The sequence below is a fragment of the Meiothermus ruber DSM 1279 genome (genome assembly GCF_000024425.1).
Classification (GTDB): domain Bacteria; phylum Deinococcota; class Deinococci; order Deinococcales; family Thermaceae; genus Meiothermus; species Meiothermus ruber.
In genome coordinates, this window is record NC_013946.1 from 926,630 (window position 1) to 949,308 (window position 22,679).

The window sequence follows — 22,679 nt, forward strand, 5'->3', positions numbered from 1 at the left end:
GTCCATGCAGCGGCGTGCATTTGTAAGTGGAGTGGGGGCCAGCCTGCTGTTGCTGGGCCTGGGCAGCGCCCGGGCCCAGGGGATGGGCGGTGCGGTGCGGGCGGTGGTGCTGAGCGGGGCCGAGGTGGTGCCCAACGCGGCCAACACCCCGGCCCTGGCGGTGGTGCGCCTCGAGCTCATGGGCTCCACCCTGAGCATCCAGGGCGCGGTCGCCAACCTGGCCGGGCCCTTCCGCGACTACACCCGCGACCCGGTGGACGACCCAGCGCTGAACGCCCGGCTGACCAGCGCCGTACACCTGCACCGCGGCCCCAAGGGGCAGAACGGCCCCCTGTTGCAGGCCCTTAAGGTGATGCCGGCGCCCGATGGACGGAGCGCTACCTTTATGGATCGCCTCGAGCTAAGCCTGGACGACCTGAACCGCCTGTACCGGGGAGAACTCTACTTCGATATTCACACCGCGGCCTTCCGGGCGGGCGAGCTGCGCGGACAGATTCAGATCATGTAGGGAGGTAGGCTATGAACCGTAGGGAGATGCTGAAGCAGACTGGGCTGATGGGCACGGGCCTGGTGCTGGGGGGTGTGATGGGGGCCTGCGCCACCACCCCCGGGATGAGCCAGAGCCCCAACCAGGACGTGGCCGTTTTGAATTTTGCTCTCAACCTGGAGTACCTGGAGGCGGCCTTCTACCTGGCTGCGGTGGGGCGCATTAACGAGATCAAAAACATTGGCGGCAGCGCCGAGATCCGCCTGCCTTCGGGCTTTGACGGCACCAGCCCAATCGCCGGGATGAGCCAGGAGGTGCTCGAGTATGCCCAGGAAATCGCCGAGGATGAACTGGCCCACGTCAAATTCCTGCGCCAGGCCCTGGGGTCGGCGGCGGTGGATCGCCCGGTGATCGACCTTGACCAGGCTTTTCGGGACGCCGGGAATGCCGCCAGCAATGGGGCCATCACCAACTTCAATCCCTTTGCCAACGAACTCTTCTTTATTCACGGGGCCTTTATCTTTGAGGATGTCGGGGTGACCGCGTACAAGGGGGCCGCCAAGCTCATCACCGACAAGAACAATGTATTGGATCCGGCCGCGGGCATTCTGGCCGTAGAGGCTTACCATGCCGGGCTCATCCGGCTGCTTTTGCATGAACGCAAGGACATGATGGTGACCTCGAGCCTCAGCGTGGAACAGGTGGTGCAGGCCATCAGCGACCTGCGCGGCAGCGTGGGTGGGGGCAAGGACGAGGGCATTACCAAGATGGGTAAAGCCAACCTGGTGGCCGCCGATGCCAATGCCGTGGCCTATGGGCGCACCACCAGCGAGGTGCTCAAGATCGTGTATCTCACCGGCAACGCCGGCGTGAGCATGGGGGGCTTCTTCCCCATGGGGCTCAACGGCAGCATCAAGACCACCTGAAGCCATAGCGCACAACCGGGCGGAAGCCCCGCCCGGTTTTTCTCGCAGCCGCTTGAGGCAGGCTCGAGGGGGCGCTTCTTAAGACCGGTACAGGCTGGCGTAGGCGTTCATGGCCGGGGCCCCGCCCAGGTGCACATAGAGCACGCGGGCGCCCTTTTCGAACTGGCCTTTGCGGGCCATATCGATGAGCGCGTGCATGGACTTACCTTCGTAGACCACGTCGGTGATCATACCTTCCAGGTGGGCGGCCAGCCGGATGGCCTCGAGGGTGCCTGGGTTGGGCAGGCCATACTCCGGCCCTGCGTAATCCTCAAGCAGAATCACGTCCTCCTCGGTGATTTCGCGGCCCAGTTCGACGGCCTCGGCGGTGAAGCGGGCGATCTTGTGCACAGCGGCGCGGGTCTCGGCTGGCTTGGCCGAGGCATCGATGCCCAGCACCTTGCGCGGCCTGTCCTGGGCTGCAAACCCCACGATCATCCCGGCCTGGGTGCTGCCGGTCACCGAGCAGACGATGACGTAGTCGAAGAAGAGGCCCAGTTCCTTCTCCTGCTGCGCGACTTCCTCGGCGAAGCGGGCGAAGCCCAGCCCCCCGAGCGGGTGATCGGAGGCGCCAGCGGGGATGGCATAGGGTTTGCCGCCCCGTTGCCGCACCTTTTCCAGGGCCTGCTGCCAGCTCTCCCGCAGGCCAATGCTGAACCCCGCCGGGCTGAGCTCCACCTCGGCTCCCAGGATGCGCGAGAGGAGGATATTGCCCACCTGGTCGTAGAGGGGATCCTCGTAGTTGACCCAGTGCTCCTGCACCAGGAGGGCTTTGAGGCCCAGGTGGGCTGCCACAGCGGCCACCTGGCGGGTATGGTTGGACTGCACCCCGCCAATTGAGACCAGTGTGTCGCAGCCCTGGGCCAGGGCGTCAGGTACCAAGTACTCCAGCTTGCGCACTTTATTGCCACCAAAGGCCAGGCCACTGTTGCAGTCTTCGCGTTTGGCCCAGACCTCTACCCCCAGATACGCGGAGAGCCTTTTGAGGGGGTGGATTGGCGAGGGGCCAAACATCAGGGGGTAGCGAGGAAATTTCTCCAGCTTCATACCTTCTCCTTTAGAAACTGCACCAGGCGCTGGCCGGCCTCGAGGATGTGTTGTTGTAGCAGGCGGGAAGCCCTTTCGACCTCCCTTGCCCGGCAGGCCTCGAGCAGCAGGCGGTGCTCGAGGTTGGACTGCTCGCGGTGCTGCATGACCGTGAGGATCATGCGCATGTAGCGGTCTACGTTCAGGTGCAGCAGCTCGATGGTGGAAAGCAGCCGGGGCCGCTCTGCGGGGCGGTACAGTGCGGCGTGGAACCTCCAGTTGAGCTGGCTCAGGCGCTGCCCATCGTGCACGCGCTCGGCTTCGTCCAGGGCGTCCTCGGCTTCGCCGAGCTGGCCCTTGCCCAGCCGGGGGATGGCCAGGCGCAGGGCCAGGGGCTCGAGCGCCGCCCGCATCTCGTAGATTTCCTCGAGTTCGGCCAGCGAGAGCTCGGCCACCACCGCACCCCGGTGAGGGTGGAGGATCAGCAGCCCCTCCGCCGCCAACTGGCGCAGGGCCTCGCGCACGGGCATGCGGCTCACGCCGAGCTCCGCCGCCAGCTCCTCCTGGCGCAGGATGGTGCCGCCGGGATACCGCCCCGCCAGAATCCGCTCGCGGATTTGCCGGGCCACCCGCTCGGGGGAGGTCAGGGATGCGCGGAACATTCCAGCACTGTATCCTTTGTATCCAAAATTTGCAACCAGGTACAACCCCTGTCCCCAGGGCGATGGCGAAACCAACAAGCAAGGCCCCAGTGTGGGGCCTTGAGCTGCTTTGAGCCTGGCAGCAATGGCTGGCTATGCGAGCCTTTTCTCCATGCAGAGGCTCACCGGGTCTTCAAAGTAGGGGCCAAACGGGGGGATGCGCCGGAAGCCGAAGCGCTGGTACAGGCCGATGGCCTCGGTCTGGAAGATCCCGGTCTCGAGCCGCAACACCCGCAGGCCCCGCTCGTAGGCATAGGCCTGCAGATGGGCCAGAAGCCGCTTCCCCACACCCTGCCCGCGAAACGCAGGCCGCACGTACATCCGCTTGAGCTCGGCGTACTCCTCGCCAAATAGCTGCACCCCACCACAGCCCGCCGGCTGGCCGTCCAGGTAGGCCACAAAGAAAGCAACCTCCTGCTGGATGAGTTTTTCTACGCTATACCCGTGACGGCTTTTGGGGGGGTACAGCGGCTCCAAGACTGCATCGAGCTCGGCGATCAGGGCCCTGGCGATGGGGCTGTCCGGGGGTTCGGCCTGGATGTGGAGGGGCATACCCTAGCTTAGCGCTTCTATGCCCGGCAGGGTGCCGAGTTCCAGGAGCTCGAGGCTGGCCCCCCCGCCGGTGGAGACATGGCTAAACTTATCGGCCATGCCCAGCTTGTTGGCCGCCGCCACCGAGTCGCCCCCGCCAATCACGGTAAAGGCGCCCTCGAGGCGAGCGATGGCCTCGCCCACGGCCAGGGTGCCCTTGGCAAAGTCATCTACCTCGAAGACCCCCATGGGGCCGTTCCAGAGCACCGTCTTGGCGCCTCGCAGCGCCTCGGCAAAGGCTTTGGCACTCTCGGGCCCAATGTCCAGCCCCATCCAGCCGTCCTCGATGGCGTTGGCGGGCATAATTCGGGTGGGCGCCCCGGCCTCAATTTTTTGCGCCGCCACCACATCGGTGGGCAGCAGCAACTTTACCCCCAGGTCGGAGGCCCTTTTGATAAGGTCGCGGGCCAGATCCAGCTTGTCGTCCTCCACCAGGCTCTTGCCCACCTGCCCCCCCTGGGCCTTGATGAAGGTGAAGGCCATGGCCCCCCCAATCACCATCCCGGTCACTTTGGGCAGCAGGTTCTCGATCACCCCAATCTTGTCCGAGACCTTGGCCCCGCCCAGCACCACCCAGTAGGGCTTTTCGGGGTTGTGCAGCACCTTACCGATGCTGCTGACCTCTTTTTCCATCAGAAAGCCCGCGTAACTGGGCAAAAACCGGGCCACCCCGGTCACCGAGGCGTGGGCCCGGTGGGCCGAGCCAAAAGCATCGAGCACAAAGGCATCCCCCAGTCGTGCAAACTTCTTCGCCAGCTCCTCGTCGTTCTTTTCCTCACCCGGCTCGAAGCGCACGTTGTCCAGCAGAATGACCGAGCCGGGGGGCGCGGCCTGCACGCGCTCCAGGGTGGCCTCGCTGGCCGGGGTCAGCTCCGGCGAGCCCCCGATGAAAACCACCGGCTTGCCCAGGTGTTTTTCCAGAACCGGGGCCACAGGTGCCAGGCTGCTGGCCTCTTCGTAGCCGCCCTTGGGACGCCCAAGGTGCGAGAACAACACCAGGGTTGCGCCCTGTTCCAGCAAGTGCTTCAGGGTTGGGATGGCCGCCGCCACCCGGGTCTCGTCCTTGACTTTGCCCTCTTTGATGGGCACGTTGAAGTCTACCCGCACCAGCACGCGCTTACCGGCAGCGTTGAAGTCTCTGAGTGTTCGCATGGTTGACCTCCTAGACAAATGCCCTCTCCCACCGGGAGAGGGGTTGGGGTGAGGGGTGGGCAAAGGTGAAGCCGCTCACCCCCTGCGCCCCCTCCAAAGGTGCGGGCTTATAGCTTTTTGCCGATGTACTGGGCCAGGTCGGCCACGCGGCAGCTGTAGCCCCACTCGTTGTCGTACCAGCTCACCACCTTGACCAAGTTACCCACCACCAGGGTGTCCAGGGCGCTGAAGATGGAGGAGTGGGGGTCGCCCTTGAGGTCGCTGCTCACCAGGGGCTCCTCGGTGTAGGCCAGGATGCCCTTCATGGGGCCTTCAGCAGCCGCTTTCATGGCGGCGTTGATCTCTTCTTTGCTGGCTTCTTTGCTCAGGATGGCCGTAAAGTCTACCACCGAGACGGTGCTGGTCGGGACGCGGAAGGCCATGCCGCCAAACTTGCCTTTGAGCTCGGGGATCACCAGCCCCACCGCCTTGGCCGCGCCGGTCTCGCTGGGCACGATGTTGAGGGCCGCCGCCCGGGCGTCGCGGGGGTCGTCCTTGACGGCGTCCACCAGGCTCTGGCTGGCGGTGTAGGCGTGCACGGTGGTCAGGAGGCCCTTTTCGATGCCGAAGTGGTCGTTGAGCACCTTGGCCACAGGGGCCAGGCCGTTGGTGGTGCAGCTCGCGTTGGAGATGACGTGGTGTTTGGCGGGATCGTACATGTGCTCGTTCACGCCCATCACCACCGTGAGCATGTCGCCCTTGCCCGGCGCGCTGATGATGACCTTCTTGGCCCCCGCTTTGAGGTGGGCTTCAGCGGCCTCGAGCTTGGTAAAGCGCCCGGTGGACTCGATGACGATATCGGCCCCAATCTCACCCCAGGGGATGTTGGCCGGGTCTTTCTCTTCGTATACCCGGATGGTCTTGCCGTTGACGGTGATGGTTTTCTCGTCGTAGCTGACAGTGCCCGGGAAGCGGCCATAGTTGGAGTCATACTTGAATAGATGGGCCAGGATGGCGTTGTCCGAAAGGTCGTTGATGCCGACCACCTCCACCCCGCGTTCCTGCAAAATCCGGAACACCTGACGGCCAATGCGTCCGAAACCGTTGATGCCTATTTTCATGTGATCCTCCTGTTTGGGATTAAACGCTGGATAGCCTCCGCGTTCCGCAGGACACTATAACGCCTCTATCCCAGGACGCCTAGACTTAAGGATACCCTTTTGCGCTGCACGCGACGAAAAATCCAGCAACGCCACCTTTCGCACAGGTTTTTTTGAGGCCGACTGCCCTGTGTGGATGATGCGCCTCAATTGCCGGCTCAAGCTACGCCAGTCCAATGTAGCGCAGGTACCACTGCACAAGGGCGGTTCCATAGAAGAACGCAACCAGTCCGCCAATAGCCAGATACGGCCCGAATGGTATTTGACTCTCGCCGCTATACCTGCGCATGATCAGACCGATGACAGCGCCAGCAAAAACGGCGATAAAAACGGCCACCAGCAGGTTGGCAAAGCCCAGCCAGACCCCTAGAAATCCGGCCAGCACCACATCGCCATAGCCCATTACGGTCACGTACCCTTGCGGGTTTTCTTCGGTGGATGGGGGCTCCACCTTATCGGATGGGTTGCGGAGCCACCAGTACAGCATGCCGGCCAGGGCCATGCCCCCTGCGCTGACCAGCAAACCCCGAAGACTCTCCAGCGGGGAAAGACCCAGCGCCCAGGCAGCAAGCGGGGCCAGCGCAGCAAGACCGAGGGTCAGGCTGTCGTGCAGTGCCCATACCTTACCTGTGCGGGCGTTGAGCGAGGCGTTTAGCAGCCCCACCACAAGGCCCAGCCCGCCCAGCCAGGTGCCCCCTACGCTGCCCAGCATCCCACCCCAGGCCCCAAGCATGGCAGCCAGATGTACCAGGTGCACACCGAAGGGGCCTTCGCGAGGGCCATCCTTGAAGCGGTTGTACAGCCATCCGCCATAGCCTGCGAACAACGCGACCAAGCCGGCGCCCATCAGGCCGCCTTCCAGAGCGGTCTGAAAGCTATGTGGGAAACCCAGCGCCCCCGCCCCCAGCAGGCCCAGGAAGAATCCGGTGAAATTGAGTGAATTGGGCAGGGTTTTGGTGTCAATGTCAATAAATGACAGGGCAATTAGCAGGGCGATAAAGGCCCATATAAAGACCAGATCGGGGAAAACGGGGTGCAAAATTGCGGATAGGCTAAACAGGGCTGCTGTCAGGGCTTCTACCAGCGGGTAACGCACCGAGATGGCAGCCTTACAGTTTCTGCACCGGCCACCCTGCAGAACCCAGGAGGCAATTGGCACCAGCTCGGCTGGGGAAAGGGTGTGCTCACAATGGGGGCAGCGCGATCGCGGCCAGACCACCGAAAGACCAGCCGGAAGGCGATAAATGACCACGTTCAAAAAAGAGCCAATCAGGCTGCCCAGTATAAACGCTAAAGCGGCCAGCGCAGGTAGAGGAAAGACATCCACCCTGTTATTGTAGGCTCTGAGCGCCGGGCTGCTTGTGATGACAGTGTGAACCTGGCTGGCCCGGTTTTCGCCTGTGTTTGGCTGGGGGGGTGGCCCGGCGATGCCAGGGTTGGCAGTGAGATTTGTTTGGTGGAGCTTTTGTTGGTGTTGAATGGCTGCTAGGAGGTGTTGGGTTCTTGCAGTTGCTTACCAGTCCTTTGCTAGAGGTGCCCCATGGCTTCACCACCCGCCAGGGTGGTGTGTCGCCAGCCCCGTTCGACAGCCTCAACCTGGGTCTGTCCACGGCAGATCATCCAGGGCATGTGCTGGAAAACCGGCGCAGGGTGCTGGCGGCTTTCGGGAACCCGCCGGTGGTAGCCCTAAGTCAAGTTCATGGCAACCGGGTGCATGTGGTTGAGACGGCTGGGGAGTGGGAAGGGGACGGGGTGTTGACCGCCACCCCCGGACTGTTGCTGCGGGTTACTGTGGCCGACTGCTACCCCATCCTGCTCCACGATCCTGTTAGGCGTGTGGTGGGGGCGTTGCACGCAGGCTGGCGGGGGGTGGTTTCGGGTATTTTGCCGCGGGCCCTGGAACTGATGCAGTCCCGGTATGGCTCGAGCCCCGAGAACATTCGACTGGCGGTGGGCCCTGGCATCAGCGGCCCCAACTTCCAGGTGGGCCCGGAGGTGCTGGAGCAGTTTGAGCGGGTGGGCCTGGCTTTTGCTTGGCCCGATCCAAAGCATCCAGGCAGATACCGGCTCGACCTCGAGCGGGCCATCCACGCCCAGGCCCTGCAAGGTGGGATTGACCCCCGGCATTACTGGGCGTTGGGACGCTGCACCTATGCCGATACGGCCTTCTTTTCGCACCGCAGGGATCGGGGTCAGACCGGCCGTATGTGGGCTGTCATAATGCTGCCCAACCATTAGCCCTGTTCTTCCTTATAGAAGTTTTCGTTACACTGGAATGGTGCTCAAGCCAAGGGCCCAGCTTAACTCGGTGACCGAAGTGACCCCCGCCTGGCTTCAGGAGCGGGGCTTGCGGGCAGTGCTGCTCGACCTGGACAACACCTTGGTGCCCTATAGAACCTATGGCGAGGTTCCCGAGGCCTTGCAGGCCTGGCTACAGACCCAGAAGCAAGCGGGTATCCCGGTGATGCTGGTTTCCAATGCCACTTCCCGGCGGGTGCGCTACTGGTGCGAGAAGCTGGGAATTCCGGGCTTTGGGCCGGCAGGTAAACCCTGGTTTGGTTTTCGCGAGGCCCTGCGGCGGCTGGGCCTGCGCCCTGAAGAGGTGGCGGTGGTGGGTGATCAGCTCTTTACCGACGTGCTGGGGGGCAACCTGGTGGGGATGTACACCGTGCTGGTACCGCCGCTGGCCCAGAAGGAACTGGGATACACCCGCCTGGTGCGAAAGCTCGAGCGCTGGATACTGGGCAATACCAACCGCAAACGTCCTGTGGGAGCCCAAGAGGAATTTGACCCAAAAGATTTTGCGCCGAACCCCAGAATAAGCAAAGACTAGGAGGAAGCCGCGTGATGCCTTGTAGGTATACAAACGTTGCCCTGTTCACTGGCTCATTGGTCTTGGGTATCCACTGCTTGGTGTAGGAGGACTGGTTGAATGGCCAACGTCTTGACAATTGGAGATAAACGGCTGGGCGCTGCCCTGTTGGACATGGGGCTGCTGGGGGATGAAGAACTGCAGCGAGCCCTCGAGCAGCACCGTGAAGTGGGGGGGAACCTCTCGGAGATTATCGTCGACCTGGGCTTGCTCTCTGAGCGACGCATTGCCCAGGCCATTGAACAGGCCTTTGGTATTCCGCTGGTGGAGCTAGCCGACATGGAAATTTCACCCGAGGCCAAGTCGCTCATTCCGGCAGAGCGGGCGCGGGATCTGGGTGCCATTCCCTTCAGCGTGGAGGGGGGCACCTTGCGGGTGGCCCTGCTAAACCCGTTGGACAACCTGGTGCTTGAGGAGCTCGAAGACCTCACCAATCAGATCATCGAGCCCTACCTGGCTACCCCGTCCTCTTTTCGCTACGCCCTGGCGGTGCACTACCCCGAGCTGGGCCTGCCGGTGCCCCCGCCGCCCTCGGCTGCCTCGCAGGGCGAGATGCAACTGGGTGAAATCCTGGTCAGCAAAGGCTGGCTGAGCCGGGAGGATCTCGAGGCCGCTTTGGTTGAGCAGGAGAAGACCGGTGAGCTATTGGGTCGGCTGCTTGTGAACAAATTCGGCCTGGCCGAGGAACGGCTTTACCAGGCCCTGGCCGAGCAGGCCGGTATCGAGTTTAGGGCGGAACTGGACGACCTCGAGCTGCAACAGGAGGTCTCGGCCTATTTGCTGCGCCCCGATGCGCTGCGCTACCAGGCTATACCAGCCCGTCAGGATGGGCAGCAGGTGCTGGTGGTACTGGCCGACCCACGCCACCGACACGCTGTGGCCCGGTTGATCGAACGCCCCACCAAGTTCATCCTGACCCTGCCCAAGGTTTGGGAAGCCTTGTTTGGCAAAGCCTATCCTGAAAAGAGCCGCCTGGGGGAAGCCTTGGTGCAGGAAGGTAAGCTGGGACGCGCCGCTTTACAGGATGCGCTTTCGGTGCAGCGCCGCATGGGCAAAACCCGGCCTCTGGGCGAAGTGTTGGTCGAACTGGGTTACGTGAGCGCCCAGGATGTGGAAGAGGCCCTGGCCAAACAGCGGCAGGGCGGGGGCCGCCTCGAAGACACCCTGGTGCAGTCGGGCAAGATCAAGCCAGAGATGCTGGCGAAGAGCCTGGCCACCCAGCTTGGCTACCCCTACATCGACCCCACCGACTCGCCCCCCGATCCTTCGGTGCTCACCATGGTGCCCGAAAGCACGGTTCGGCGCTACACCATTTTTCCCCACCACCTCGAGGGCAACACCCTGGTGGTCTTGATGAAAGACCCCCGCAATATCCTGGCCATCGACGACCTACGCATGATCACCAAACGCGATGTGATGCCGGCGGTCTCAGCGGAAGCGGCCATTACCAAGCTTATCGAGCGGTTCTATGGCAGCACCACCGGGGTGGAGGAGCTGGCCCGGGAGTTTGAGGGTAAGAAAAGAGAAGAAGAGGCTGCCGATACCAGCGCCCTCGACGATAACGCGGTGGTCAAGCTGGTCAACAGCATTATCCGCGAGGCCTTCTTGCAGGATGCTTCGGACATCCACATCGAGCCCCGCCAGTCGGATATCCTGGTGCGCATCCGAATCGATGGCACCCTGCGGGAGTACATGCGCCTGCCCAGGGGGGCCGGGCCGGCGATTGCCTCGAGGATCAAGATTATGGCCAACCTGGACATCGCCGAGCGACGCCTGCCCCAGGACGGCCGGGTGCGCTACCGCGACCGTTCCATTGACCTGGATCTGCGTCTTTCCACCCTGCCCACCGTATACGGCGAAAAAATTGTAATGCGTCTGCTGCGCAAAGCCGCCGACATCCCTGAAATTGAGCAGCTCGGATTCGCGCCGGATGTGTTTCAGCGCTTTGAAGACGTGATTTCCAAGCCCTACGGCATCTTCCTGATTACCGGGCCTACGGGCTCGGGTAAGTCCTTCACCACCTTCAGCATTCTGAAGCGCATCGCCACCCCCGACAAAAACACCACCACCATCGAAGACCCGGTCGAGTACGAGATCCCCGGGATTAACCAAACCCAGGTGAACCCGGTGGCCGGCCTGACCTTTGCCAAGGCCCTGCGGAGCTTCCTGCGGCAAGACCCCGATATCATCATGGTGGGTGAGATCCGCGACTCTGAAACGGCCAAGATTGCCACCGAGGCGGCCCTGACCGGTCACCTGGTGATCGCCACCCTGCACACCAACGATGCCGCAGGGGCCGTTACCCGGCTGGATGAGATGGGGGTGGAACTCTTCAACATCTCGGCGGCGCTGGTGGGGGTGCTGGCCCAGCGCTTGGTGCGCAAGATCTGCGAGCACTGCAAAATTCAGGTTGAGCCCGACCCAACCGTGCTACGCCGGCTGGAGCTGTCCAGGGAGGAGCTGCGTGGCAAAACCCTCTACAAAGGCACGGGGTGCGATAAGTGCAACGGCACCGGCTATAAGGGCCGTACGGCCATCCACGAGCTCATGGTGCTCGACGATGAGATCCGCCGGGCTATTGTGGAGGGGCAGTCGGCCACCCAGATTAAGGAGATCGCCCGCAGGGGTGGTATGAAAACCCTGCGCGAGGACGGTATTCAAAAAGCTTTCCTGGGCCTGACCACCCTGGAAGAGGTGATGGCCCGCACCAACGAGTAGGGCCGGTGGCTGCGGGAAGCCAATCAAGCGCTGTTTTCTGAGAGGGCTTATTGAGCCGATCCCCAGATGGGGCGCAAAGCGGTAGAATCGCTTTGCTATGAGCTGGCCCGATTACCTAAAACAACACCAAGCGGCTCACCTCGAGGACTTCCGTGCTTTTTTAGCCATCCCCAGCATCTCGGCCCAGCCCGCCCGCCAGGCCGACGTGCGGCGGGCTGCGGAATGGCTGGCCGGGCGGTTTCGCCAGGCCGGCTTTACCGCCGAGGTGTGTCCCACCGCCGGGCATCCGGTGGTGCTGGCCGAGTACTGCCCTTACCCCGACCGGCCCACGGTGCTTTTCTACGGCCATTACGACGTGCAGCCGGCCGACAACCCTGAGCGCTGGAACTCCCCGCCCTTTGAACCCACCGTGGTGGATGGGCGCATCGTGGCCCGCGGGGCCTCGGATATGAAGGGGCAGGTGATGGCCTTTCTGCTGGCCGCCGAGGCGCTGATCGCTACTGGGAGCCTCCACCTCAACGTGAAGGCCCTCATCGAGGGGGAGGAGGAGATCAGCAGCCCCAGCCTGCCGGCATTTATCGAGCAGCACCGGGAACGGCTGCGCTGCGACATGATCATCAACGGGGATAGCGGCCAGCTTTCCGAGACCACCCCGCTGCTGAGCCTTGGGGCGCGGGGTATTTGCGGCCTCGAGTTCGACCTGATCGGCCCCAGCCACGACCTGCACTCGGGCTCCTGGGGCGGCCAGGTGCAAAACCCCCTGCACGCTATGGCCGAACTGATTGCCTCGTTGCACAACCCCGACGGCAGCGTGGCGGTCGAGGGTTTTTACGACGATGTGGAACCCCTCAGCCCCGAATTGCGCGAGTGGTACAAGCGGATTCCCTGGAACGAAGCGGAGATGAAACAGAAGCTGGGGGTGCCCGAGTTTTATGGTGAGGCGGGTTATTCCCCCTGGGAGCGCATCACCGGACGGCCCACCCTCGAGGTCAACGGGATGTGGGGTGGCTACATGGGGCCGGGGGGTATGACGGTGATTCCCTCCACCGCGCATGCCAAAATCACCTGTCGCCTGGTACCCTACCAAGACCCCGATAAGATCGTGGCCCTGATCAGGTCGCACCTGGAGGCCCGCCTGCCCAAAGGTGTGCGCCTGGAGGTGCGGGTTAAGGAGTCGGGGGCCCCGGCGTTTCGCATGCGGGCCGACCACCCGGTGGCCCAGGTGGCCCGGGAAGTCCTCACCGAGCTGTACGGGGTGCCGCCGGTGGAGACCATGTTTGGTGGCTCGGTGCCCATTCTGAGTACCCTTAAGCAGCAGCTAGGCCACGATCCAGTGAGCTTTGGTTTTGGCCTCGAGGACGAGCTGATTCACTCCCCCAACGAGTTCTTCAGGCTCTCGAGCTTTGAAAAAGGCAAGCAGGGCTATGCCCGGCTGCTCATGCGCTTGGCTTCTTAGCTGTGGCCGGCCTGCCGCCAGAAACCCGCTCCAACAGGCCAGGCCCCACTAAAGAATTGCTCAACGCCAAGGTTAACTTTGGCTGAATGGGCTCTCACGACGGTCAGTCCCAGTATCCTACGCTGGGGGTGGAGGAGGCCATACATGAAGCGAATCTTCTCAACAACCCTTGGACTCTTGCTGGCAGGCTCTGCCCTGGCCGCACCCGAACTCAGCCCGCAGGGCATCATCGTCAACCCGGTGCCCACCGACCTCCAGGTGCGGGTCTGGGTCAACAAAGACCCCGGCAAGACCGGCAACCCGGTCTACCAGATTGGCGAGCGCATCCAGGTCTCGGTGCAGGTTAACCAGGACGCTTACGTCTACATTTTCAGCGTCAAGTCTACGGGCGAGATCGGCCTGATTCTGCCCAATGCCTTTGATCAGAACAACTTCCTGCGGGCCGGCGAGACCCGCACCTTCCCGCCCGCCACCGGCGCGCGCTATACCTTAGATGTGGCCGGCCCTGAAGGGCAGGATCGGGTGCTGGCCGTAGCCAGCCGCCAGCCCCTGTCGCTGGCCCAGATTGCCGATATCCAGACCGGGCGGGTGAACCTGCAGGGTGCGGACAACCTGGCCCGGGCCCTCTCGATTGTGGTGACCCCGCTGCCCCAGCAGGACTGGGTTTCCAACGTAGCATTTTTTATCGTGGGGCGGGCGGCCGTCACCCCTGTACAGCCTGTGCAACCCGCCACCGGTACCCTTAGTGTGAACTCGAGCCCCACAGGGGCCCAGGTGCTGGTGGAGGGCCGGGTGGTGGGCAACACCCCCCTCAGCCTGGTGCTGCGCCCAGGACGGGTGGATATTGAGCTGCGCCTGGGGGGCTACCAGACCTTCCGCACCTCGGCCCAGATCCGGCCTGGCGAGACCACGGTGGTCAACGCCAGCCTGGTGCCGGTGGTGCAAAACGGGCTGCTACAAATCAACTCCAACCCCCAGGGGGCCCAGGTGCTGCTCAATGGCCGGGTGGTGGGGACTACGCCGCTGAATCTGACCGTACAGCCGGGCCGCTACGACCTCGAGCTCCGTCTGAATGGCTACCAGAACTTCCGGGCCAGCCTGAGTGTGGGCAGCGGCCAGACCGTGCCGGTGAACGCCACCTTGCAGGCCCTGCGCGGGACGCTCGAGGTCTACACCAACGTGGAAGCGCGCATCTTCCTGGATGGCCGCGAGGTGGGCCAGACCCGGGGGGGCTTCCTGCGCCTGGAGGAGCTCGAGGGCGGCAGTGTCCAGGTGGTGGCGCTGGCCCCGGGTTACCGTGTGGCGTTTAGGGATGTTCGAGTCGAGGCCGGCCGCACGCAACAAGTGCGCCTCGAGCTAACGCGGGCTCGATAGTCAAAACCCGCCAGCCGCCCCTCTATTCTTCCTCCCCTCGCACTGCAGGGGAGGTTTTCTATATGGAGGTCGATTGAGCCCCAGCTTCCTTCAAACACAACACAAACAAACCACAATGGGCAGTGCTCGATACACTGCCCATTGAGCAAGCCCGTATTTTGCTGCTACTTGGCTTTCTCGTAGAGCTTCTTGGCGATCTCGTAGAGCTCCGCGGGGTGGAACTCGGGGGCGAACTCCGCCGCGTCGTGGCCGGCGTCAAACACCGGGCCGCCCTGGGGAGGCCCGTCCACCACCACCACCTCGCTCCCGTCCTCGGGGGAAGCCCCCCGCCAGATGAGGCCGAGGTCCTTGTAGTCCTCCGGGCTGAAGCGGTAGAGGTTGCGGTGGAAGCCCTGCTCCATGAACTTCTTGGCCTCGGGGAACTGGCTGTTGTCGATGCGGGGGATGGGCAGGAGCTTGGTCATCTCCACCCCGGTGAGGCTCTCCAGGGCCTTGCCGTAGGCGGCGGCGTGCACCCCGCCCCGCACCAACAGGTAGCCGATCATCTCCCGGGCCACGGGGTTGTCCGTCATCTCGTAGACCCGGAGCTTGTGGGTGCGGGCGGCCACCTCCAGGAAGAAGTTGTGCAGGAGATCCAGGATGAGGTTGCCGCTGGTGAAGACGTACTCCCCGTTCCAGTGCTCCCCCATGGCCCCCATGACCAGGCTGTTGCTCCCACCCGCGATGAAGTGGGCGGCGTTGCGGGCGTCCTTGGCGAAGCCCAAAGGCGCGGCCACGGGGTTTACCCCTTCCTCCTGGCCCTTCCCGGGGTTCTTGGCTAGGAGGGCGTTGATGGTGGCGGCTACCAGCTCAATGTGCCCCAGCTCCTCGGTGGCGATGTTGGCGATGAGATCGTAGTAGGGCTTGAGGGCCTGCTTCCCCCGGAAGTTGAAGGACTGGTACATGTAGTTCATCAGGGTGGACATCTCCCCGAACCGCCCACCTAGAAGGGCCTGTACAGCGCTCGCTGCATTGGGATCCTGCTCCTTGGGCGCGGGAAGTTCAATCTGCAACCGGTCGATCCTCAGGAACATCCTAGTCACCTCCTTGCCGGAGATTTGCTCCGGACGGTTTCAGGGTAGGATGCCGGAAGAAATAAGTCCAATAGATTATGACCCGTGCTAGTATAAACTAGATTTATGAACTTGGACCAGCTCCGCTATCTGGTGGCCCTGGACGAGGAGCGCCACTTCACCCGGGCAGCAGAACGGGTCTTCCTGACCCAACCGGCTTTGAGCATTCAGATTAAGCGCCTGGAGGAGGAGCTGGGGGTGGTGCTTTTTCACCGAAAAAAGCGCCCATTGGAGCCCACCGAGGTGGGCGAGCAGGTTATTGTCCAGGCCCGCAAGGTGCTGGAGGAGGTTGAGCGGCTCAAGGCCCTGGCCCGGGGGGAGGAGGGGTTCTTCCAGGGGCCTTTTCGACTGGGGGTCATCCCGACGCTGGCCCCTTATCTTCTGCCGCGGCTGCTACCCCGGCTGCGGGTGCGCTTTCCCGGCCTCGAGCTCTCCGTTCGGGAAGAACCCACCCCCAGCATCCTGCAGGGGCTGGTGGAAGGCCGCCTGGATGCAGGTCTGATTGCCACGGAAGAGGAGGCCCCCGGCCTCGAGGTTCACCCCCTCTTTAGGGAAGCCTTTCTGGCCTATGTCTCTCCGGAGCACCCCCTTTATGCCCGAACCGCCATCCATCCCCTCGAAATTCCCCTGGAAGACACCTGGGTTCTGGCCGAAGGACACTGTTTTCGGGAACAGGTGCTGGCTGCCTGCAGACCAGGCCAGGGTTCGAAAGGGGTGGAGTTCCAAAGCGGGGATTTGGAAACCCTCATCCGACTGGTAGAGGAGGTGGGGGGGCTTACCCTCCTGCCGGAGGTGGCCATCTGGACCCTGCCCAAGCCCAAGAAAATCCATCTGCGCCCTCTAAGCCCCCCTGGGGCCGGGCGTACAGTCTATTTAATTTTGCGCCAGGGAGCCCTTAAGCGACCTGTGGCCCTAAGGCTGGGTGAGGAAGGCAGGGCGCTGGCCCTGGCCTTGCAGCAGAGCGGGCATGGGGAAAAGCCACTCAGCAAAAGTTAGAAAACTTCCAGAATGGCAAACTTCAGATACTGGGTCTCGGGCACATTGAGCAACACCGGGTGATCCCAGCCCTGACCGCGTTTTTCTACCACCCGCACAGCGCGGTGGGCATCGGCGGCAGCCTCGGTGAGCATCTGGTAAAAGAGGGCTTCGCTCAGGTGGTGGCTGCACGAGGCGGTGGCCAGGATGCCGCCGCTGGGCAACAGCTTCATGGCCCGCAGGTTGATCTCTTTGTAAGCGGCGTAGGCCCGATCCAGGTCGCGTTTGCCCTTGGCGAAAGCCGGGGGGTCGAGCACAATCAGGTCGTACCGGGCTTTGCGCCGCTCCTCTTCGCGCAGAAACTCAAACGCGTTGGCCTCTCGGAAGGCGATGTTGGCGAGGCCGTTGGCCTGAGCGTTTTCCCTGGCTCTTTGCAGGGCGGCCGCCGAACTATCCACCGCTGTAACCTGCTTGAAATTTTGAGCGAGGTGGAGGGCAAAGGAGCCGTGGTAACTAAACACGTCCAGGGCGCTTTCTCCCCTAAAAGTTTTCAACCGGATGCGATTGTCGCGCTGGTCGATGAAGGCCCCGGTTTTCTGGCCTTCCATCAGATCGACGCGGTACACGATGCTGCCTTCCCGCACCATGACCGCGCTGGGTACCTGGCCCAGCAGGGGTCTGACCTCCAGGGGCAGGCCCTCGAGGCTGCGGGTTTTCTGGTCGTTTTTGGCTAGCAGACTTTGCAGGGGAAGCTCATCCTGCAGCACTTCTACCAGGGCGGGGGTCAGCGGCTCGAGGGCGGCCGAGCCTATCTGTAAAACCCCATGACCAGCGTAGTAGTCAAGCACCAGTGCGGGCAGCAGGTCGCCTTCGGCGTGCACCAGCCGGAAAGCCCCCTGGGGTTCTTGGGCAACCGCCTCTTTACGCCGCTGCAAGGCTTTACGCAGGTTTTCCAGCAGGGCCCTCTGGGGATCTGTGGCTGGGCCGAAGTGAAAAACTCGCACGCTGATCTCCGAAGCCGGGTTGTACAGGGCCCAGCCCAGCACCCTGGGGCCGGCCTGCACCGGGTAGAGGCCGGGCTGTGGGGGCCCTTCCAGCACGTCGCTTCGATATACCCAAGGGTGGCGGGCCAGCAACCGGGCTGCACCTCTGGCGTTCACGCGGACATTCATCCCGTGAGTCTATCGCTTTTTGCTGTTATATCAATCTGCAATCGCCCGATGCTTTTTGCCCTCGAGGCACTTTAATCTGTGCTTCCAGACCGTGCGTTCTTCAAGCTAACTAGTGTATGCTATCTCGCGTTGACACGAATCCTGAGAAGCCGCTATGATTCTTGGGGTTCATCTTTGAGCAAGTTTTCACTTGCTCGCTTTTTCGATGTGCCGAGCAAAGCGATGGCGACCAGAAAGGAGGGAACGTGGCTGGATCAGGACTCATAAAAAGCCTAGCGGAGCGCGAGCAGGCCCTGGCCAAGCAGCTCGAGGAGGCCAAGCGGGCCGCCGCCGCCAAGGTCCAGGAAGCCGAAGCCAAGGCCGCCCAGATTTTGGCCGAGGCCGAGCAGGCTGCACGGGACTTGGAGGCGCAGTACCGCGCCCGCACCACCGAAGCCGTGGCTAAAGTTGAGAGCGAAGCCAAGGCCAGGGCCGAAGCGGAGGCAAAGGCCATTGGCGAAGCGGCAGCGGCAAAGGTGGCCGAGGCGGTTCAGGCGGTACTGAAGGAGGTACTGCCTTGATCGCTCCTATGGAGAAGTTGATTGTGGCTGGCCCTAAGCGGCTGGCCCGGGAGCTTTTGGCCGAGCTGCAAAAGGCTGGGGTGGTGCACATCGACCCCCTGCGCCCGGATGAGCTGGGCGAGTATCGTCTATCCCCAACCGAAGAAGCCGAACTCAAGCGCTGGGAGGCGGTGGTTTCGCAAGCCGAACAGTCGCTGACGGTGGTTGGTCTGGCGACGGTGCCCAGCAGCAAACCGTTTACGGGCTCCCTCGAGGAGGCCGAGGCTGTGCTGCGTCCGGTGGCCAGCCGGGCCGAGGTGCTGGGCAAAGAGCGGGCGGCCCTGGAGGAGGAAATCCAGACCATCGAGCTGTTCGGCAAGGCCGCCGAAAAGCTGGCCGCGCTGGCGCATGGGCTCGACGAGAGCCCCCGCCTGGGGGTCATTCCCTTCCTGGTAGCCAAGCCCGAGGAGCTCGAGGCCGTTCGCAAGGCCCTGCAAGAGGCCCTGGCCGATCGCTTTGTGCTCGAGGCCGAGCCCCTGGAGAACCAGCTAGCCGCCCTGGTGGTGGTCAAGCGGAGCGAGCTCGAGGCGGCGCGCTCGAGCCTTTCCCGTCTGGGCCTGGCCGAACTGCGTTTTCCGGGTGCTTATGGGGCCATGCCCCTTGGGAAGGCGGCGGCCCGCATGAAGGAACGGGCCAGGCTGGCCCCCGAAGAGCTGGTGGGTATCCGCGAGGAGGTCGCCAGGCTTTCGCGGGAGTCCGGGGAAGCCCTCATAGCCCTGTGGACCCGGGCCAAAGACGAGGTGGCCCGCTACAAAGCCGTTGCCGATATGGCCGCAGGAAAGTATGGGGCCGCCCTGATGGGCTGGGTGCCCCAAAAGGCCAAGGGAAAAGTGGAAGAAGCCCTGGGCCGCCTGCGCGACCAGATCGTCTACACCTTTGAACCGGTAGATGAGCACCACGAGAGCCACCAGGTGCCGGTGACCCTGGAGAACCCGGCCTGGGCCAAACCCTTCGAGCTCTTGCATGGTTTTCTCAACACCCCGGCTTATGGCAGCCACGACCCCACCGTGATGATTGCCATCTTCTTCCCACTTTTCTTCGGAATTGTGGTGGGTGATATCGGAATTGGGCTGCTGTTCTTGCTGGCTGCCCTATGGCTGGCCGGGAAGTCCCGTCGAGGGGAGACCCTGCGCATCGATTTTCTGGGAGCTGCCTTCGGGCCCGATGTGCTGGGCAAACTAGCCACCATTGGCAAATGGATGGCGGGCTGGGCAATCTTCTGGGGGGTGTTGTACGGGGAGTTTTTTGGCACCTTCCTGGAGAAGTTGCGGCTGCCGGGCATTTTTGGTCTCAAAGACGGCTGGCGGGTGTTTTATCCAACCGGCCCCAGCTATGATCCCGACACCTATTACGGGCTAATTCCCATCATCATCAACCGCCTGGATTTTGCCCAAACAGCCAATGGGCTGATGGTCTTTGCTATCCTGTTTGGGGTGTTTCAGGTTCTTTACGCCTTCTTCCTGCGGATGCGCCTGGGCCTCAAGCATGGGCACATGAAGCATTTCTGGGAAGGCTTTGGCTACTTCTCGGGCCTGGTGGGTCTGGTGGCCTTTGCCTACAACTTCCTGACCCAGGCTAATATCCCCCTCCTCAACGTCATCTTTGGGGTGGGCATCATCTTATTTTTCGTCGGTGTAGCCCTCTCGCGTGAAGTGCTGATGATCGCTGAGCTGCCGGGCAAGGGTGGGCAGATTCTTAGCTATATTCGTTTGTACGCCGTGGGAGTGGCGGGGGGTGTGCTGGCCAGCCTGGCCAACCAGGTGGGTTTTGGCCTGGCAGAGCGTTTTGGCTTTATTGGCGGGATACTGGGCTTTTTGGTTGGTTTGCTCCTGATTCTGGCGATTATCGTCATTACCACCCTGGGTCACGTGATTCAGCCCATCCGTCTCTTGTGGATCGAGTTTTCCACCAACTTTGGTTTTTTTGAGGAGACCGGGAGGCCGTACAGGCCTTTTCGCTCGGTCAGGTCAGATTAAAATGCTCGGGTGCACCCTTATGATGTAGGGGTGCCCTTTCGTCGCCCAACGATACAAAGTCTCGTTCAGTCTAGTTCACCAACGTGCTGTAGCGCGTGAAATCAGTGAAGGAGAGAATCAGTATGAAGAACCTCAAGCTTACCAAGACTCTGTTGATCGTCGCTATCGTTATCCTGGCTACGGTGGCCTTTGCTGCTGAAGAAGGCGCGGCAACCGGCGCTTCGTTCGCTGCCATTGGCAAGGGACTGGCTATCGGCCTGGGTCTGCTGGGTACGGGTATGGCCCAGAGCGCGATCGGTGCAGCGGCTGTGGGTGCGGTGGCCGAGGATCGCCGCAACTTCGGTACGGCTCTGATCTTCTTCCTCATTCCCGAAACGCTGGCTATTTTCGGCCTGGCCTTCTCGTTCCTCATCAACTAGCGCGATGCCAGATAGCCAGTGGTATATCCGCCATTGGCTATCTGCAAGAAGCTTATAGAGGAGCCCAATGTCAAAACTCGAGGACATTCTGCAAAGTGAAGTGGCCGCCGAGATCAGCGCCATTGCTTCCGAAGCCGAGGCAAAGGTTCAGTCGATTCTAAGCCAGGCTGCGCAGCAGGCCGAGGCCCTCAAGGCCAGCAAAGAACGCCAGCTCGAGGCCGAACACGCCGCGGCTTTGCGCCGGGCCGAGAGCGCGGCGGAGCTGCTGGTCAACCAGGCCCGAATTGCGGCCAAAGGGCGGGTGGTGGATCAGGTTAAGGCCGAAGCGCTGCGGGCCCTGCAAGACCTGGCCGCGCAGCCGGGTTTTGCCGATACCCTCCAGAAGCTGGCCGAAGAGGCGCTGGCCGAGCTGGGGCAGGCCGAGGCGGTGGTGGTCAACCCGGCCCATACCGCCTTGCTGGCCGACTGGGCTCGGGCACGGGGGCTGGAGCTCAGGGCCGATGAGGCCATCCGGGATGGGGTGCGCCTGGTGGCCCGGGGCGGGCGCTCGTATGTGCAGAACGCCCTGACCGAACGCCTTGAGCGGGCCTGGGATGCGCTTTCCGCCAAGGCTGCCAGGGCTATTTGGGGGTAGTGTGCTGACCCGTAACGCCTTTGCCTATCTCAACGCCCGGGTGCGCTCGAGGCGAAGCCAGATGGTTCCGGAGTCTTTCTTTCAGCAAGCCTTGGGCCGACCCTTCCCCGAATTCATACGTCTGTTGTCGGAAACGGTCTACGGTGCCGACTTGCTGGGCGATACCCTGGACGATGTGGATCGGGCGGTTTCCAACCACCTTGCCCGCACGGTGGGCGATCTGCCAACCCTGGTATCGGGCGAGATGCGCGAGCTGGTGAGTCTGCCTCTGCTGCGGGCCGATCTGATCAACCTCAAGGCCATTCTGCGTGGCAAGCAGAGCGGCAAGGCCCCGGAGGAGATCAAGGCTGGGCTGGTGGGGGGAACCCTCAAGGAACCCATCCTTAACGCCATGTTGCAGGCACCCGATGCGACCAGCATGGCCCAGGTGTTGCAGCTTCCCGGACATCCTTTAGCCAAAGCGCTGCGCAATGCCCTGATTGGTAACCCTGAACCGCTGGCCCTCGAGGTCGCGTTGGATCGCGAGTTTTTTGCTGCTACTTTCAAAAAGGCCAAGAAGCTACGCCAGAACTTTATTGCAGCCTTCTACGCTTTGGAAGCGGATGTCACCAACCTGTCCACCGCTTTCAAGCTGCAGGCCCTGGGCGCGGCCAACCTCAACCTGGACAATTACTTTGTGCCAGGCGGTAAGCACCTGAGCCGGGCGGTTTTTGGTCGGATTGCAGCGGGGGATCTGGCGGCCCTGGAAGCGCTGAATGGTACCCCGCTGGCGCCTGTGGTGGGGGTGCGTACCTTGGGGGAACTCGAGCGCACCTCCCGGAGGGTTCTACTCGCCAAAGCCAGCACGGGTGCCACCGATAGCCTGGGGGGTGGATTGGTGCTCGACTACATCCAGCGAAAACTGTGGGAGGGTGCGCGCATCCGCCTTTTGGCCCGGCGGGCCTACTACAACCTGCCGGCTGATGCGGTGGCGAAGGAGGTCGCATGAAAATTGGGGTGCTGACCGATGCCGAAACCGCTTCTGGCTACCGCATGGCCGGCCTCGAGGCCGTGGTTGCGGCCCCCGAGGAAGCGGCCCTCAGGCTGGTTGAGATGATTCAGTCCAACCAGTACGCGCTGGTGGCGGTAGACCAGCGCCTGCTGAGTGATCCCAACAAGGCCGCCGAACGGGCCATGCGCGGGCGCAGCGCGCCGGTTTTGCTTTCGCTGCCCAACCTGCTCGATACCTTCAGCGGTGGCGGCGATGCCAAGGCCTACATGCGCCGGCTGGTGCGCGAGACGATTGGGTTTGACATCAAGCTGTAGTTTGGC

At 62.7% G+C, this 22,679-nt stretch carries 22 protein-coding genes; 14 read left to right on the forward strand and 8 right to left on the reverse strand.

Annotated elements, in window-relative coordinates; genetic code table 11:
• Positions 1-4 precede the first annotated feature (4 nt).
• Complete coding sequence (locus tag MRUB_RS04760; RefSeq protein ID WP_013013223.1) at positions 5-508, forward strand: CHRD domain-containing protein; 504 nt, start codon at positions 5-7, stop codon at positions 506-508.
• A gap of 11 nt (positions 509-519) precedes the next feature.
• On the forward strand, positions 520-1,413 hold the full coding sequence (locus MRUB_RS04765) for a ferritin-like domain-containing protein (RefSeq protein WP_013013224.1): 894 nt from the start codon (positions 520-522) through the stop codon (positions 1,411-1,413).
• Positions 1,414-1,491: 78 nt separating this feature from the next.
• Here the strand turns inward: MRUB_RS04765 and MRUB_RS04770 are convergent, their stop codons facing one another.
• The 6 genes from MRUB_RS04770 to MRUB_RS04795 all read right to left on the reverse strand — a co-directional run bounded on the left by MRUB_RS04770 (position 1,492) and on the right by MRUB_RS04795 (position 7,388).
• Entirely contained in the window at positions 1,492-2,499 is a 1,008-nt protein-coding gene (locus MRUB_RS04770) for a 1-aminocyclopropane-1-carboxylate deaminase (RefSeq protein ID WP_013013225.1), read from the reverse strand.
• On the reverse strand, positions 2,496-3,140 hold the full coding sequence (locus MRUB_RS04775) for a GntR family transcriptional regulator (RefSeq protein ID WP_013013226.1): 645 nt from the start codon (positions 3,138-3,140) through the stop codon (positions 2,496-2,498). The genes MRUB_RS04770 and MRUB_RS04775 overlap by 4 nt, the downstream gene beginning before the upstream one ends.
• A 132-nt stretch (positions 3,141-3,272) precedes the next feature.
• Entirely contained in the window at positions 3,273-3,731 is a 459-nt protein-coding gene (locus MRUB_RS04780; RefSeq protein WP_013013227.1) for a GNAT family N-acetyltransferase, read from the reverse strand.
• Between the two features lie 3 nt (positions 3,732-3,734).
• Positions 3,735-4,922: a phosphoglycerate kinase gene (locus MRUB_RS04785; RefSeq protein ID WP_013013228.1), complete on the reverse strand. Its 1,188-nt coding sequence runs from the start codon at positions 4,920-4,922 to the stop codon at positions 3,735-3,737.
• 107 nt (positions 4,923-5,029) lie between these two features.
• Positions 5,030-6,022, reverse strand: a complete 993-nt coding sequence (gap, locus tag MRUB_RS04790) for a type I glyceraldehyde-3-phosphate dehydrogenase (RefSeq protein ID WP_013013229.1) — start codon at positions 6,020-6,022, stop codon at positions 5,030-5,032.
• A 202-nt stretch (positions 6,023-6,224) separates the two neighbouring features.
• Complete coding sequence (locus MRUB_RS04795) at positions 6,225-7,388, reverse strand: prepilin peptidase (protein ID WP_013013230.1); 1,164 nt, start codon at positions 7,386-7,388, stop codon at positions 6,225-6,227.
• A 176-nt stretch (positions 7,389-7,564) separates the two neighbouring features.
• Here MRUB_RS04795 and pgeF point away from each other — a divergent pair, with 176 nt between their 5' ends.
• The 5 genes from pgeF to MRUB_RS04820 all read left to right on the forward strand — a co-directional run bounded on the left by pgeF (position 7,565) and on the right by MRUB_RS04820 (position 14,481).
• Positions 7,565-8,299 (forward strand): peptidoglycan editing factor PgeF, encoded by a 735-nt coding sequence (gene pgeF / locus MRUB_RS04800; protein WP_013013231.1) that lies wholly within the window; start codon positions 7,565-7,567, stop codon positions 8,297-8,299.
• 37 nt (positions 8,300-8,336) lie between these two features.
• Positions 8,337-8,894 (forward strand): YqeG family HAD IIIA-type phosphatase, encoded by a 558-nt coding sequence (locus MRUB_RS04805; protein WP_013013232.1) that lies wholly within the window; start codon positions 8,337-8,339, stop codon positions 8,892-8,894.
• A 99-nt stretch (positions 8,895-8,993) separates the two neighbouring features.
• Positions 8,994-11,651, forward strand: a complete 2,658-nt coding sequence (locus MRUB_RS04810) for an ATPase, T2SS/T4P/T4SS family (protein WP_013013233.1) — start codon at positions 8,994-8,996, stop codon at positions 11,649-11,651.
• 97 nt (positions 11,652-11,748) lie between these two features.
• Positions 11,749-13,107 carry a dipeptidase gene (locus MRUB_RS04815; protein WP_013013234.1) on the forward strand — a complete coding sequence of 453 codons (1,359 nt, stop codon included), beginning with the start codon at positions 11,749-11,751 and terminating at the stop codon, positions 13,105-13,107.
• Positions 13,108-13,251: 144 nt separating this feature from the next.
• A complete protein-coding gene (locus MRUB_RS04820) occupies positions 13,252-14,481 on the forward strand; it encodes a PEGA domain-containing protein (RefSeq protein WP_013013235.1) in 1,230 nt (409 codons plus the stop codon).
• 164 nt (positions 14,482-14,645) lie between these two features.
• Here the strand turns inward: MRUB_RS04820 and MRUB_RS04825 are convergent, their stop codons facing one another.
• Positions 14,646-15,554: a manganese catalase family protein gene (locus MRUB_RS04825; protein ID WP_013013236.1), complete on the reverse strand. Its 909-nt coding sequence runs from the start codon at positions 15,552-15,554 to the stop codon at positions 14,646-14,648.
• A gap of 105 nt (positions 15,555-15,659) precedes the next feature.
• On the opposite strand from MRUB_RS04825, the gene MRUB_RS04830 reads away from it, so the two are divergent.
• Positions 15,660-16,589 (forward strand): LysR family transcriptional regulator, encoded by a 930-nt coding sequence (locus tag MRUB_RS04830; RefSeq protein WP_013013237.1) that lies wholly within the window; start codon positions 15,660-15,662, stop codon positions 16,587-16,589.
• Here the strand turns inward: MRUB_RS04830 and MRUB_RS04835 are convergent.
• Entirely contained in the window at positions 16,586-17,740 is a 1,155-nt protein-coding gene (locus MRUB_RS04835; RefSeq protein WP_013013238.1) for a 23S rRNA (cytosine(1962)-C(5))-methyltransferase, read from the reverse strand. The genes MRUB_RS04830 and MRUB_RS04835 overlap by 4 nt on opposite strands.
• Positions 17,741-17,985: 245 nt before the next feature.
• Here MRUB_RS04835 and MRUB_RS04840 point away from each other — a divergent pair, with 245 nt between their 5' ends.
• From MRUB_RS04840 to MRUB_RS04865, 6 genes are all read left to right on the forward strand, one after another.
• Positions 17,986-18,300, forward strand: coding sequence for a V-type ATPase subunit subunit G family protein (locus MRUB_RS04840; protein WP_013013239.1), 315 nt, complete (start codon positions 17,986-17,988; stop codon positions 18,298-18,300).
• Between the two features lie 8 nt (positions 18,301-18,308).
• The gene (locus tag MRUB_RS04845) at positions 18,309-20,315 is read left to right on the forward strand and encodes a V-type ATP synthase subunit I (RefSeq protein ID WP_013013240.1); all 2,007 of its coding nucleotides are present in this window, start codon (positions 18,309-18,311) and stop codon (positions 20,313-20,315) included.
• Positions 20,316-20,437: 122 nt separating this feature from the next.
• Positions 20,438-20,734 carry a F0F1 ATP synthase subunit C gene (locus MRUB_RS04850; protein ID WP_013013241.1) on the forward strand — a complete coding sequence of 99 codons (297 nt, stop codon included), beginning with the start codon at positions 20,438-20,440 and terminating at the stop codon, positions 20,732-20,734.
• 67 nt (positions 20,735-20,801) lie between these two features.
• Positions 20,802-21,368 carry a V-type ATP synthase subunit E gene (locus MRUB_RS04855; protein ID WP_013013242.1) on the forward strand — a complete coding sequence of 189 codons (567 nt, stop codon included), beginning with the start codon at positions 20,802-20,804 and terminating at the stop codon, positions 21,366-21,368.
• Complete coding sequence (locus MRUB_RS04860; protein WP_043956428.1) at positions 21,328-22,356, forward strand: V-type ATPase subunit; 1,029 nt, start codon at positions 21,328-21,330, stop codon at positions 22,354-22,356. Before MRUB_RS04855 ends, MRUB_RS04860 begins: the two co-directional genes overlap by 41 nt.
• Positions 22,353-22,673 (forward strand): V-type ATP synthase subunit F, encoded by a 321-nt coding sequence (locus tag MRUB_RS04865; RefSeq protein ID WP_013013244.1) that lies wholly within the window; start codon positions 22,353-22,355, stop codon positions 22,671-22,673. Before MRUB_RS04860 ends, MRUB_RS04865 begins: the two co-directional genes overlap by 4 nt.
• The last annotated feature ends 6 nt before the right edge of the window (positions 22,674-22,679 follow it).